General features: G+C 59.0%; 7 protein-coding genes and 3 pseudogenes. 3 read left to right on the top strand and 7 right to left on the bottom strand.

Annotation, left to right across the window (positions count from 1 at the left end; translation table 11 throughout):
- Positions 1-88 precede the first annotated feature (88 nt).
- Positions 89-1,537, bottom strand: a complete 1,449-nt coding sequence (locus LJU29_RS14525; protein ID WP_122322103.1) for an aldehyde dehydrogenase — start codon at positions 1,535-1,537, stop codon at positions 89-91.
- Between the two features lie 90 nt (positions 1,538-1,627).
- Positions 1,628-2,462: pseudogene (locus LJU29_RS14530) on the bottom strand (p-hydroxycinnamoyl CoA hydratase/lyase).
- 211 nt (positions 2,463-2,673) lie between these two features.
- On the opposite strand from LJU29_RS14530, the gene LJU29_RS14535 reads away from it, so the two are divergent.
- Positions 2,674-3,162: a MarR family winged helix-turn-helix transcriptional regulator gene (locus LJU29_RS14535; RefSeq protein WP_004665318.1), complete on the top strand. Its 489-nt coding sequence runs from the start codon at positions 2,674-2,676 to the stop codon at positions 3,160-3,162.
- Positions 3,163-3,206: 44 nt separating this feature from the next.
- Here the strand turns inward: LJU29_RS14535 and LJU29_RS14540 are convergent, their stop codons facing one another.
- The gene (locus LJU29_RS14540) at positions 3,207-4,529 is read right to left on the bottom strand and encodes an OprD family porin (RefSeq protein ID WP_257110841.1); all 1,323 of its coding nucleotides are present in this window, start codon (positions 4,527-4,529) and stop codon (positions 3,207-3,209) included.
- A 326-nt stretch (positions 4,530-4,855) separates the two neighbouring features.
- Here LJU29_RS14540 and mhpT point away from each other — a divergent pair.
- A pseudogene (gene mhpT / locus LJU29_RS14545) lies at positions 4,856-6,075 on the top strand (3-(3-hydroxy-phenyl)propionate transporter MhpT).
- A 437-nt stretch (positions 6,076-6,512) separates the two neighbouring features.
- Here the strand turns inward: mhpT and LJU29_RS14550 are convergent.
- The 3 genes and pseudogenes from LJU29_RS14550 to LJU29_RS14560 form a co-directional block, all read right to left on the bottom strand.
- A complete protein-coding gene (locus tag LJU29_RS14550; protein WP_257110842.1) occupies positions 6,513-7,457 on the bottom strand; it encodes a SphA family protein in 945 nt (314 codons plus the stop codon).
- 84 nt (positions 7,458-7,541) lie between these two features.
- The gene (locus LJU29_RS14555) at positions 7,542-8,309 is read right to left on the bottom strand and encodes a coniferyl-alcohol dehydrogenase (RefSeq protein ID WP_005756123.1); all 768 of its coding nucleotides are present in this window, start codon (positions 8,307-8,309) and stop codon (positions 7,542-7,544) included.
- 86 nt (positions 8,310-8,395) lie between these two features.
- Positions 8,396-9,805 (bottom strand): annotated as a pseudogene (locus LJU29_RS14560) (benzaldehyde dehydrogenase).
- Between the two features lie 351 nt (positions 9,806-10,156).
- On the opposite strand from LJU29_RS14560, the gene LJU29_RS14565 reads away from it, so the two are divergent.
- Entirely contained in the window at positions 10,157-11,929 is a 1,773-nt protein-coding gene (locus tag LJU29_RS14565; protein ID WP_257110843.1) for a sigma-54-dependent Fis family transcriptional regulator, read from the top strand.
- Here LJU29_RS14565 and treS read toward each other — a convergent pair.
- The gene (gene treS, locus LJU29_RS14570) at positions 11,926-13,989 is read right to left on the bottom strand and encodes a maltose alpha-D-glucosyltransferase (RefSeq protein ID WP_002553446.1); all 2,064 of its coding nucleotides are present in this window, start codon (positions 13,987-13,989) and stop codon (positions 11,926-11,928) included. The two genes, LJU29_RS14565 and treS, sit on opposite strands and share 4 nt — an antisense overlap.
- Positions 13,990-14,067 lie beyond the last annotated feature (78 nt).

The raw sequence follows: 14,067 nt of genomic DNA on the forward strand, positions 1-14,067 counted from the left end.
CAGCACAGGCTGCAGCCTTGTTATTGTTATGCCTGACTTGCTGGCGACACGGTCTTTTGCAACATCGGTGACGCCAGCGCCGGAGGATTCAGATCGGGTAGTGCCGCGGCCCGTTTTGCAAGGTCACCCAGCGCAACTGAGTAAAATGCTCGACAGAAGCCTTGCCACCGAAACTGCCATACCCGCTGGACTTGACCCCGCCAAAGGGCATTTGCGCCTCGTCGTGCACAGTCGGTCCGTTGATGTGGCAGATACCCGACTCGACCCGCTGCGCAAGCGCCAGAGCGCGGCTGGTGTCGCGACTGAAAATTGCCGCCGAGAGGCCGAATTCCGAATCATTGGCCAGCCGCAATAACGCCTCGTCACCTTCGCCACGGATCACCACAGCCACCGGCCCGAAGGACTCTTCGCGGTACAGGCGCATGGTGTCAGTCACGCCATCGAGCAACGTCGGTTGCAGAATGCTGCCCTGTAACTGCCCGCCAATCACCAGCGTTGCGCCCAGATCCGCAGCGTCGTCGATCAACGCCTTGATGCGCGTGCCAGCCCCGACGTCTACCAGCGACCCCAGCACCGATTCACTGTCATCCGGGTTGCTGGCACGCAACGTTTCGATCTTGGCGCTCAGTTTTGCAACAAAGGCATCCGCCACCTTCCGATCAATGATCAACCGTTCGGTGGACATGCAGATCTGGCCCTGATTGAAATAGGCACCAAATGCGGCCGCTTCCACCGCCGCGTCCAGATCAGCGTCGTCCAGCACCAGAAACGGTGCCTTGCCGCCCAGTTCAAGCAGTGCCGGTTTCAGATGGCGTGCCGAGAGCTCACCGACGATACGCCCCACATTGGTCGAACCGGTGAAATTGACTCGACGCACGGCCGGGTTGGCGATCAGACGCTCGACAATCGCCGCAGCATCGGCAGGCGCATTGCTGATCACGTTGACGACACCGTCGCCCAGCCCGGCATCCTGCAATACCTGACCGATCAGCCGATGCACCGCAGGGCTGAGCTCCGATGCCTTGAGCACCACGGTATTACCGCAGGCAAGCGGCATGGCGATTGCGCGGGTAGCAAGAATCACCGGCGCATTCCACGGTGCGATACCAAGTACCACGCCGCAGGGTTGGCGCAGCGCCATGGCAAAGCAGCCGGGCACATTGGAGGGAATGACTTCACCGGTAATCTGCGTGGTCATCGACGCAGCTTCGCGCAGCATGCTGGCGGCCAGTTGTACGTTGAAGCCATACCAGTTGGCCATCGCCCCGGTTTCGCCAGCGGCAGCGATAAATTCGCCACTGCGCGCCTGCAACTGCTCGGCAGCCTTGAGCAGGCGCGCTCGGCGCTCGCCGGGTGCCAGCGCCGCCCAGGCAGGGAACGCAGCCTGAGCAGCCGCGACTGCTGCATCGGCATCTTCCAGGGTCGCTGCGGCCACACGCGAAACCACTTCGCCAGTCACCGGGTTGCAGCGTTCAAATGTACGTCCATCACGGGCGGGGCACGACTGGCCGCCGATCAGCAGGGGCACGTCCAGCATGATCATTCCTCTTTGTTATTGTTGTTCAAGGGCTGCCTCGAACCTTGCAATGCAAGCCTCAAGTCAAAGCCTTACGCGTGCAGCTGCCATCTACCGCTTATAAGCTTCCAACCCTGGTTTGATGCTCTTGTCGTCGAGGAATTGCTTCATGCCTTGCTTGCTCGCGCCCGCCTTCCTTGTCCAGCAGTCGTGACTGATCGAGTTTGGCATACAGGTAGTCTTCGTTCTGCTCCCAGGTCAATTCGCGGCAGCGCTTGAAGCCGTGCTTGGCGGCGCGCAGTACCACCGGGTTCTTTTCCAGCAGGTTGAGGGCCAGGTCGATGGTCATCTGACGCAGTTGTGCCAGCGGCACGCTCTCATTGACGAGCCCCATTTCAGCGGCTTTTTTACCATCGAAGGTCTTACCGGTCATGATGTAGTAAAGCGACTGGCGATGACCCACGGTATCAGCCATAGCCTTGCTCACCAGGTTGCCAGGCGGTATACCCCAGTTGATTTCCGACAGCCCGAAGGTCGCTTCATCGGCGCAGATCGCCAGATCACATGCCACCAGCGGGCTGAAGCCCCCGCCGAAACACCAGCCGTTGACCATTGCGATGGTCGGTTTGGCGTACATGCGCAACATCTTCCATTGCCACTGGGAGGCCTCGCGACGGATTTTTTCCTGAAGAATCTCCGGTCCGGCGTCCACCTCACGAAAGTACTCCTTGAGGTCCATGCCGGCAGTCCAGGCCTCGCCCGCACCGGTCAACACCAGAACACCTGCGTCGGGATCCTGCTCGAGTGTTTCCAGCACATCGATCATTTCACGGTTCAGGGTCGGGCTCATGGCATTGCGCTTTTCAGGCCGATTGAGTATGACCCACGCGATGCCTTGCTCAATTTCGACCTTGACGGTTGCCCAGCGACCTTCGTACTTGCTCATGGCGATACTCTCTTGTTCTTGGCTTGACGATAGCTCAAAGCTAAACGGCAAATATAGTTATTTCAATTAACTGTTATAGATATTAATCAAAAAGTCGGCACTCTGCCTGCACAGGCTGGTCACAGTGACGTATACCCCATAGCTATCGTTCGCTAACCTCGGCAAACTGATCGGCTGATTGACCCACCCCATCAAAAGGACTGCACTTTCAATGGCCAAGCCATCCGACATTGCCGACATTTGCCAGGCCTCCGCACAGGTTGCCGAAGCAGCTTTGCCAACGGATTCTGCGCTGGATGATCTGATCGGTTATGCCATGCGCCGGGCACAGCTCAAGCTGTTCCAGAACCTGATCGGACGTCTTTCCGCCCACGACCTGCGCCCGGCGCAGTTTTCGGCGCTGGCGATCATCGAGCAAAACCCGGGCCTTATGCAGGCAGACCTGGCCAAGGCGCTGGCTATTGAACCGCCCCAGGTCGTACCGTTGCTGAACAAGCTCGAAGAACGTGCACTGGCCGTGCGGGTTCGCTGCAAGCCAGACAAACGCTCGTATGGCATCTTCCTCAGCAAGAGCGGCGAGACATTGCTGCGTGAACTGAAACAGATCGCCGCCGACAGTGACCTCGACTCCACTTCGGCGCTGGATAACCAGGAACGTCAGGACCTGCTCAGGCTGCTGAAAAAGGTCTACCAATCGTAAAAATCCGTCATCAACGGCGATTTTTGCCGTCGATGACGGGCTGATTACCGGAGCGGCAAACTGTACTGAACAATAAAGCACGTCTGGTTTTCATCACGAAAGGCGGCGCTTGCGGGGAAGTCGTTGCGATAGATCGACTTGCGCGCCAGCAGGCCGATATTCTTCAGCGGGCCGCTCTGAACGACGTAGCCCAGCTCCATCTGAAACTCACGTTCCTTGCGATCATCGGCATTGAAAGCGGCCAGTTCGATGTTGTCGCCGCGCACATAACGCAGGCGACTGCGTGACCCGACAAGCCCCACGGCAGTGAAGTCATAGTCGTAAATGGCTTGCCAGGTACGCTCCTTGGCATTGAGAAAGTCAGAACTCATGGTCATCTCGCTCAACCCCATCAGTTCGGTGCCCGATACATAGGGTGTAGCGGTATCGCCGCTCGAATGCATATAGCCAAGGCTGACGCTGTGCCCTCCCCACTTGTAACCCAACAGCGCCGACAGGTTCTGGTTATCCACGTCTCCGGCTTTCGCGCTGCCCGTGTCGCTACTGAAAAAGCTGCGCAGATCAGTGGTCAGCACGCCATCGCCCATTGCCAATTTGTGTAGTAGCGCGAGCGTGTTCTGAGTATAAAGATCAGCCACTTCAGCGTGATACGCGCGTATGCTGAGCTCCTTGTTGACCTGATAGTCGCCCCCGGCATAGGCCATGTGCGATGACGTTGCTGCACCATTGAAGCGCCGGTTCGGCGAAGCGATGGTCATTGCCTGATAGTTGCTGGAATCGCGCTTGTTGACCCGATCAATATAGCCGGCATTGAAGGTCAAGCCGTCGATGTCCTTTGAGGTCAGCGTCGTGCCCCGAAAAGTCTGCGGCAACAGGCGTGAGGGGCTGGCGAAAGCAAACGGCAGAAAAATCGACACGTCGCCAGTCTTGATTGTGGTTTCGCGGAATTTAAGCTTGCCGGTCAGCGCCAGTCGGGAATATTCGTCAGCAGCCCGTCCGTCACTGGCCGATACCGGCACTAGCTCGGTACCGCTGCGGTCTGGCGAAGAATCAAGCTTTACACCCACCAGCGTTCGCGCATCAAGACCGAAGCCCACCGGTCCTTCTGTGAAGCCGGATTCGGCGTTGATAATGAACCCCTGCGCCCACTCCCGTGTGGCTGTTTTGGCACCATCGTCCTTGTAATCACGGTCCATATAATAATTGCGCAGCGTCAAGGTGCCGTGGCTGTCCTCCAGAAACCCCTGAGCCTGTGCGAGGTCAGGTATAGCGCTGACGCCCAGCAGGCCCAGCGCGAGACCGCAATTTTTTCCACGGAAAAAGAGAGTTGACACAGCTTTTGCTGCACCACGAGTGAGCGTTGGCATGTTGGATGTCCACTTATTGTTGTTGTTTTTGGATTCGGTCCGGCGCTGGCCGCAGGCCCGTGGAAGGAGAATTGGAGGATTTCGTATCGACGTCAATCCAGATTGACCGATAATCGAACATTAATAATGTTAACTACTTGACTGCTTTTCTTTCAATTAAAACCTAACTCAATGTTTTAAAAAGAATAAATCCTGCTTTTATTGAATTTTTGGTCCGGATTCATTTTTTAGTTATTTTTGTTACCTTGATCAACACCTGTCACAACGCCTCGTCGGCGCTCGGGAACAGGCTTTTCTCCACAACAAAAACAACAATGAGGCTTGCCATGAACAGTTCGTTGCGTCGTTCGACGCTGACCATCATCTTGTGTTTTATCGTCGCACTCATCGAAGGTTTCGACCTGCAGGCTGCCGGGACGGCGGCGGCGGGACTTCGTCAAAGCTTTGCCCTTGACCCGAAAATGATGGGCTGGGTATTCAGCGCAGGGATCATCGGGCTGCTGCCGGGCGCTTTTTTGGCGGCTGGATTGCGGATCGCATCGGCCGCAAGAAGATTCTGGTAAGCGCAGTACTGCTGTTCGGGGTCTTCTCGCTGAGCACTGCTTATGTCGAAAGCTTTTCTGCCCTGTTGCTGGTGCGCTTCATGACCGGCCTGGGGCTGGGGGCTGCGCTGCCCAACCTGATCGCCTTGTGCGCCGAAGCTGTCGGCGAACGCCATCGCGGGCTCGCCATCAGCGTCATGTATGCAGGCGTTCCGCTGGGCGGAGCCCTGGCTGCGGTGGTCGCGATGTTTACCAGCGAGCACTGGCAGACAACTTTCATCATCGGTGGTCTGGTGCCACTGCTGGTGGTCCCGTTGATGATCCTGTTACTGCCCGAATCCAGCGCCTTTAAAAAGCAGACCACTGCCAGCGCTGTCCGGCATTCAAGTGCCAGCGCACTGTTCGGCGAAGGCAGAGCTCGCACGACACTGGCCTTGTGGGTCGGCTACTTTTTTACCCTGACCGTCATGTACATGCTGCTCAACTGGCTGCCGTCGCTGTTGATCGGCCAGGGTTTCAGCAAACCTCAGGCGGGCCTGGTGCAGATGCTGTTCAATATTGGCGGCGCGCTGGGCGCGCTACTGGGCGGGCTGTTGCTGGATCGCTGCAACGGCACCAAGGTCGTGCTGTTCGTCTACGCCGGTTTGCTGGCTGCGTTGGCGGGCGTGGGCATGTCGGTCGGCACCGTGCCGATGGCAATTGCCGGGTTTGCTGCCGGGGTATTTGTGATGGCCGCGCAACTGGTGCTGTATGCGCTGGCCCCTCCTTCGTACCCGACTTCGGTACGTGCCACCGGTGTCGGCGCTGCGGTAGCCATCGGCCGCCTCGGCTCTGTGGCCGGCCCTTTGGCTGCCGGGCATCTGCTCGGAGCCGGTGCGGGAACCGCTGGCGTACTGTTGGCCACCTCACCCGGCCTGGTGATTGCCGCACTGGCGGCGATCACGGTGCTGTCCAGGTCGGTCGCCCTCGAGAAGCGTGAACTCAAGGTTGCAGAGTCGAGGTGATCAGGTCCATCGTCCTCACGTTCCGCGTGATGCATTTCGTGACACTGTTCGTCACATCGCGGTTCTGCGACTTCAGGTGGATTGAGGTTCGACTCAGGTCACCTTTTCGCCCCTCGGCGACCTACTTTGATGGGGCCAAAGTAGGCAAAACCCTTCGCTCCTGTTTCCGGCCCGACTTCGTCGGGTTCCTTCGCCCTGACGCTGATCCGGGGGTCGCCGCACCGGGCCATCCATGGCCCGGTGCGGCTAGCCTGGCGTCCTGCCAGGCTACCCCCGGATCAGCGCCAGGGCTCAGCCGTCACTAAGGTCGCACTCTGCGTCGTCAGTGCCATCGCAATAAAAAAGCGCTTTGTGACAGCGGCTGACGGCAAATCATGCAGTTTCGCCGCATCTGAGACGAACTGCACGCTACGCATTGGCAGATAACCATACAAACCTTACAACCTGTGCAGAAAATTCAGCACCAGCTTGTTGCCTTCGGTGCGGTTTTCCGCACCCTGCTCGAAGTAGCTGTTGACCGTCAGGACGTTCTCCTTGCTGAAGGCGTACAGGAAGCCGGGGCCGATGGCCCAGACTTTTTCCTTGCGGCCACTGACATCATGGCCATCCACCTGGGTGTCCGTGAACTGCTTGAGCCAGTAGCCGTTGAGCCCCAGCGAAAGCTGTTCGGTCACTGCGTACACGGTCAGGTTGGCATGCAGCGCCTGGCCCGCCTGAGTGTCGGAGACATTGCCGAACCCGGCTTGCGGGTCGTCATTCTTGCCGTTCCACAAGTACATGAAACGCCCGCTGGCCGACCATTTCGGGGAAAACCAGTAAGTCGCTGCGTAGTATGGGTTGAACGACCAGAAGTTGCTGCCGGGGTTGATCGAACGATTGCGATTGTAGGCACCAACCGGGATCGCAATATCCGCCTCGATACGCTGGGTCAACAGTGGGCTACCGTCAGCACGAGTTATCGTCGGTAACTGCAGAAACGGGCCGATGATCACATCGCCAAACCCTGCGCGCGAACTCAGTACGGTGTTATCCAGACCATCGTCCACGTCGACATGCGCCAGCGACGTGTTGATTGCGGTAATACCCGGCATCGCGCCATTGGCCAAAGGCTGGCCGACGTAAATGAGCTGCGTGGTCACGGCCAGTACATCCACATCCTGTTTGGGAAGTTGCAGTTTGTCGCCATTCACGTCATTGAAGCGATCGGCCCTGGCGTAGTTCAGGTACTCCTCCAGATACCAGCCTGGCCCTGCCGGGGCTGGCGATCCGTCGTAGAAGCTGGTGTTGCCCAGATTAAGGCCGGGCAAGTCATAGGCATAGGTGGTCGATGAAAGGCCGATGATTGATACGGTCGCAACGGTACGCAAGATAGACTTGGGCATCTTGTGATTCCTGTACTTATTGTTGTTGTTTTCAATATCCCCGACGTCACGAGCGTGCCATCGGGGTTGCACCGCTTGCAGCCATTACACGTAAGAAGCTGCCAGCCCTCCGTCTACCGGCAAGTTGACACCGTTGATCCAGCGCGATGCGTCGGAACACAGAAACGCAATCACCTCGGCCACCTCATCAGCCAGCGCAGGACGCTTCATGTGCAAGCCGTCACGGGTGACCCGCTCCTGGCCGACCATGCTGACAAAATCCCCCAGAATAGGTGTGAACACCGGGCCCGGCGCGACGCAGTTGACACGCACCGACTGCTCGCGAAACCACTCTTGCGACTGCTGAAAGCTCCAGACAATCAGCGCCTCCTTGAAGTACTGGTAGCAGGTCTCCTGAGCGACCGGATTGGCTGCCAGCCACGCCTGCCCTTCGCTGTAGCTTTCAGTGGCGGCCAGCGCCTTGTGCAGCTCCAGCCGTTTAACCCATTGGTCACCGAGTATCGACGATACGTTGACGATAGTGCCGCCTGGGGCCATGCGCGGCAGCAAACACTGGGTCAGATGGCGCAGCCCCAGGTAATTGACTCGGGCGACCGCCTGAACCGGCGCAGTGCCAGGCACGCCGGCGATGTTGCACAGGGCGTCGATCTGTCTGGGCAAGCGCTCGACCAGCGCATTGATACTGTCAGGATCAGCCAGGTCCGCCTGGAAGAATCCGTCCACGGTCAGTTGCGGTTCATGGCGATCAATGCCAATCACTCTGGCACCTTGAAAGCGCGCCACCCTCGCCAGCTCAGCGCCAATTCCGGAGGACACACCCGTAATGATCAGTGTTTTATTATTCAGGTTCATAGTCACGCGCTCTTATTGTTGTTGGATCACGTTTTGTCGTTGCATCACATCACTACTTGCAATAAAGCATGGAAGCCCAGGCACCCTCAGAATGGGTAGGTCGGAGCCTGATTCTTCACGGTCACCCACTGCCACTGGCTGTACTCCTCCCAGTCTGAAGGGCTGCCTGCGCTGCCGCCGTTGCCCGACGCTCCGCGCCCGCCGAACGAGTTGATGCACTCATCGGCCACGGTCTGGTCATTGATGTGCAGCATGCCGCACCGCAGTCGGTCACCAATCGCCGTGGCGCGGCCCACATTAGGGGAAATAACGGCAGCGGCCAGGCCATATTCAGAGCGATTGGCCAGTTCAATGGCTTCCTCGTCGGTGGAAAAACTGACCACTACAGCCACCGGGCCAAAAATCTCCTCCTCGAATGCACGCATACCGGGCTTCACGCCGCTGAGCACTGTAGGGCGATAGAACAGGCCCTCGTATTCACCACCGGTTTCCAGCTGCGCACCAGCTTGCAGGCTGTCGCTGACCACCTGGTGTACGTGCTGCAACTGGCGTTTGTTGATCAGCGGCCCCAACGCAGCTTCACCGCGTGCCGCATTACCGACCGTCAACGCCCGTGCCTTGTCTGCCAGCTTGCGGGTCAGGTCGGCGACAATCGATTCGTGAACCAGAATCAGGCCGGTGGCCATTCAGATTTGCCCCTGATGGAGCCAGGCTCCAAACGCTGCATTGCTGGCAGCCAGATCAAGGTCGGCGTCTTCGAGAATGACCAGGGGGTTCTTGCCTCCCAATTCCAGCGACACTTTCTTCAGATTGCGCCCGGCAGCCTCGGCAACCTTGCGTCCGGCCGCAGTTGAACCGGTAAACGTGATCATCTGTACATTGGTGTCGCGGCACAGCGCTTCGCCCGCATCCGCCGCCCCCGGCAACACATGCAACAGCCCTTTGGGCAGCCCTGCTTCCTCGAACAGCCTGGCAATAAGAAAACCGCCACTGATCGGCGTCTGCGGGTCAGGCTTGAGCACCACGGCATTGCCAGCGGCAAGCGCAGGAGCAACCGAGCGCATGGACAGCACCAACGGAAAGTTGAACGGCGAAATCACCCCCACCACACCGTGTGCGACGCGCCGTGCATAAGACAGGCGACCGGCAGCGCTGGGCAGCATCAGACCGTGACCATGAGCCTGCGAAAGCATACCCGCGGCCTGGCGCAGCAACACAATAGCCTCATTCACTTCGTGCTGGCCCTTGTGCAGACTGCCGCCGCTCTCCCGAGCCACGTACAAAGCCAGTTCATCGAACGCACAGACCGCGTGATCGGCGGCCAGCAAAAAAATTTCAGCCTTTTCACGAGGCCCCAGCGCCGCCCAGGCAGGCTGGGCAAGCGCAGCTTCCCGGCAGGCAACGGCGATATCCGCCGCGTCAGCCATGGCAGTGTTCATCAACAGCTCGCCGGTCGCAGGCTCGATGACGGGCAATAACGGGGATGAGGAAGGAATCTATTCGCCATTGAATACACATTCGGCTTCAATCGCGCGGTGCAACAGGGGGGTGCCATCAGACGCTGACATATTCAGACTCCGGCTTTTATGGTTGTAATCGCCTGCTCCACTCCAATGGACAGCACGCGCCGTAAACAGGCTTGAGCAAAGCCTGTGCCGGGATTGCAATCAGGTTGTCATATAGCCGCTCAACCGCTCTGGAACAAGACTTTTCGGCAACCTCATTAACGGAGCAAACATCAAGGACCGGAAATACTGCGCGGCCGAGCTTGTTCATTTGATAAAGTTATGTTTATTAACCGAGTCATGAATTGATCATTTAGACCAATGCCGGGCCGAGGTACAAGAATGAGAATTCCTCACTGCGAGCTTCCCGACCACAGCGTCTCCACTGAGCACTTCCTGCCTCGGGGCGACAGCAGTCAGCCAGACGCCAGTGGCTCGCCGACCGCCGAGGAATTGACCGGTTGCCTGTTCTTCTCGCCTGACGATGGGCGCATCTGGCTCAACGATCAGCGCATGTTGCTGCTGCACACCTCATCATTCGGCACCTTGCGCCGCGAGATCATCGAGCGTCTGGGGCAGGAGCAGGCGCGCGGAATGTTCACCCGCGCCGGTTATCTGTCTGGCGCGCGCGACGCCCGGTTGATTCGCGAACGCTGGCCACTGGCTGATGCAACATCGGCGTTTCGTGCCGGTACGCACTTGCACACGCTGGAAGGCATGACCAAGGTCGAGCCGTTGCACTTCAAGTTCGACGCCGAGTCCGGGTTCTACGAAGGGGAGTTTCTCTGGCACCACTCCTGCGAAGCCGATGAGCATGTTGCGGCATATGGCATCGGGCAGGATTCGGTGTGCTGGACCGAAATCGGCTACGCCACCGGTTTTGTCAGCGGCCTGTTCGGGCAGATGGTGGTCTTCCGCGAAGTGAAGTGCCGCGGCATGGGCCACGCGAACTGCCGGGTCGTTGGCAAGACCGCGGAACAATGGGGCGACGTCGAACGCGACCTGGGCTACCTGAGCGTGGTCAAACCAACTGCCCCTGAACAAACTCCTCCACTGGCAAAAGCGAATCATGACACAAGTCCGCCCACCGGCACCGAGCAGCCGCTGATTGGTGCCAGCGCCGCATTCAACGCCGCCACCCAGGCACTGCAGCGTGTGGCAATGACCCCGGCAACGGTATTGATCAGCGGTGAATCCGGCGTCGGCAAGGAAATGTTCGCTCGCCAGTTGCACCAGCTCAGCCGCAACCGCGAAGGCCCGTTCGTGGCGCTCAACTGCGCAGCCATTCCCGATAACCTGATCGAAGCCGAGCTGTTCGGTGTCGAGCGTGGGGCATACACCGGGGCGACGCACTCAAGGCCCGGGCGTTTCGAGCGCGCCAATGGCGGCACGCTGTTTCTGGATGAAATTACCTCCCTGAGCCTGGCCGGGCAAAGCAAACTGCTGCGCGCCCTGCAAGAGCGGGAGATCGAACGCGTCGGGGGCGGCCACGGTATCAAGGTCAATGTTCGGGTGGTGGCGGCGACCAACGTCGACTTGCGCAAGGCGGTGGCCGATGGCGAGTTCCGCGAGGACCTGTTCTACCACCTGAACGTTTACCCGATCACCCTGCCCCCATTGCGCGAACGCCGCGATGACATTCCGCTGCTGATCAACGCCTTTCTCAAAAGATTCTGTCAGGAGTACGGCAGGACGCCGGCCGGCTTGACCATGCGAGCATTGAAGACTTTGCTGCGTTATGACTTCGCCGGGAATGTGCGCGAGCTGCAGAACCTGATCGAGCGTGGGCTGATTGCCAGCGACGAGGGCCAGGCGATTGATCTGGTGCATATCTTCCGCAACGAGTCGTTACCGGAGGACTCCTACTCGTTGAACCCCGAGGGCACGTTGCGGCAGACCTCTGTTTCAGAAACCCGGCAGGCCTCGACTGCCAGACTGCTGGACACTTTGGGGCAGTCAGGCCATGCATTCTCCATCGACGACCTAGAACAGCGCCTGATCCACGAAGCGCTGGACGAGAGCGAAGGCAACCTGGCGGCCGCCTCGCGTTTACTGGGCCTGAGTCGCGCCCAGTTTGCCTATCGTCTGAAGAAACAGCAGCCAGGGGGCGCCTAGATCGGCAAGGTGCTCACCACACGCAGGGCAAGCCCTTCGTAGGCATCCAGCGTGATGGTGAACTCGCCCTGATCGGTCAGATCGCCCTCGACCCGCTCGTTGATGATATCGACCACCGGACCAGGCGCGATGCCAGGCAGGTGCAGCGTTTCGACAATAGTCTCTGAGCTGAAGTTGAGCGCGGTGATCTGCGTGCCCTTGCCGGCAGGCAACTCGTGCACCATGACCAACAGCCCTGGATGCTCGACGTCGGGAATCAGAATCTGGCGGCTTGCTGCAATGTCGTAGGCGCGGCGCACAGCAAGAATTTTCTTGAGCTGCGAGGCAAACGAATCAGGTCGCTGGAGCTGACTGACCAGGCTGCCATACAGCGTCTTCGGACGCGGCATGTCACCAGCAGAAAATTCAGCTTCCGGGTCCAGATCCACCAGATCGTAGGCACCGCGATGAATCCAGCGAGTATCACCGTCCTGCATCAGGTGGTCGACCTGCTCGGCCGGCAGCGTCAAGGCGCCGACCAGGTCCCAGCCCGACAAGGCAAACACGCCCGGCTGCATGGCGTTGTACATCACCAGCAGCAGGTGGATGTGCTGGATCTGCTGAATGTCTGCATCGCTGATCGTGCTCAGATCACGAATGCCCAGCGCCGCGGTGATGATGCTGGCCGTCGTGCAGGAGACACCATTGGTGACGAACTTGAGGTTGTACGGCGCGTGTTCACCAGACAACTTCTCGTACATCTCTTCACGGATGTGCTCGCGCAGGATATTGCCCGGGAACGTCTGCCCTTGGTAATGGAAGGTGTCATGGGCGTGCAGCGTCCAGAAATGCACCAGCTCCAGAGTCAGCTCATCGTGGTTCTGCAAGGCATGGATCAGTGATGCCGGATCGATGCCGTACGCATGCACCTGACGCAGCATCAAGCGCAGGAACTCGGTGGTGCCGGTCAACAGTGCATGCTGATAGGCCGGTCGCGTGATGAAGTCGTAGGACAGGTCAGCGCCGCCCTGCCCCATGGACGCGATGTCATCGATGGTCAGGTTGAGTTCCTGGAAGCTGAAACCGCCTGCCTTGCGGATCGCACCGGCCAGTAGCTGGTTACCGGTGATCGACAGCGGGTGGCTTTCCGACCAGGCAGTGCCTTCGGCGCGACGCTCGACACCAAGGAAGCCGTTGGCGTCCAGACGCAGTACTCGCGCGCCCATCACATCAATGGCATGCAGCGCGTCACCGATGATCATCTGCTGCGCGGCAAAACTTGGGTCCAGCCAGTTCAATGAAGGCTGACCGTCCTTGAAATAATGCAGATAGACCCAGCGGCGAGCCTTGCCATCGACGCCATGCACCACGTCGGTGGCGCTCCAGTCGGTTTCCTTGACGCCAGGCTCGAAGAAAATCACCCGTTGCAACTGACCGACGATGTAATGCTTGTCGCGTAACTGATCGACCACATCGGGCATCAGGTTGACTGCGTCGCGACCGGTCGGCACTTCAGGTAACAGCGGCCAGTCTTCCTCACGGATCTCGACCATGTGGAACAGGCCTGGGTAATCCTCGTACGCCAGCTCGGCAAGACGGAAGTCTGCGCCCTTGCCGGTGTGCGACGGGATGATGTCATCGATGATCACCGCGTTGTGCGCTGCAGCGATGCGCGACAGGCTCAACAGTTGTGCTTCGGTGCCCAGATCAGGGTCGATGCCGAAACTGATGCGGTCGAAGTTGCCATCGATACTCGGAGTCCGCTCGCGGCCTTTCAGCCCGCCGGACAGCTTCAGCGGGCCGTTGTGAATGCCCTGAATGCCGATCTCCGACAGCGCGTGCCACAGGGTTTCATCACCCAGCGCTTCCAGCACCGAGCCACCTTCGCGAGTGACGATAGAAGCCGGATAGGCGGTGAACCAGACTGACGCAATGGCGGATGCATCTCTGGGACGTGCAAGGGCGAAAGGACGCTGCCAGAGCCTGCCCTGCCCCGAATAGGTCTTGGCGCGCTGTCTTGCGGCATTAAGCATCGATTGCTCGACCAGCCAGTCCACGTACTGCTTGTCCGGTATCGTCATAGCGTCCAGTCTTCCTCTCGAATCGGCGACCTGAGACGCTCCGCAGGCGGAGCGCCCTGAATGTATTGCTTACGGATA

It is taken from the genome of Pseudomonas ficuserectae, from assembly GCF_024584585.1.
GTDB classification, from domain to species: domain Bacteria; phylum Pseudomonadota; class Gammaproteobacteria; order Pseudomonadales; family Pseudomonadaceae; genus Aquipseudomonas; species Aquipseudomonas amygdali.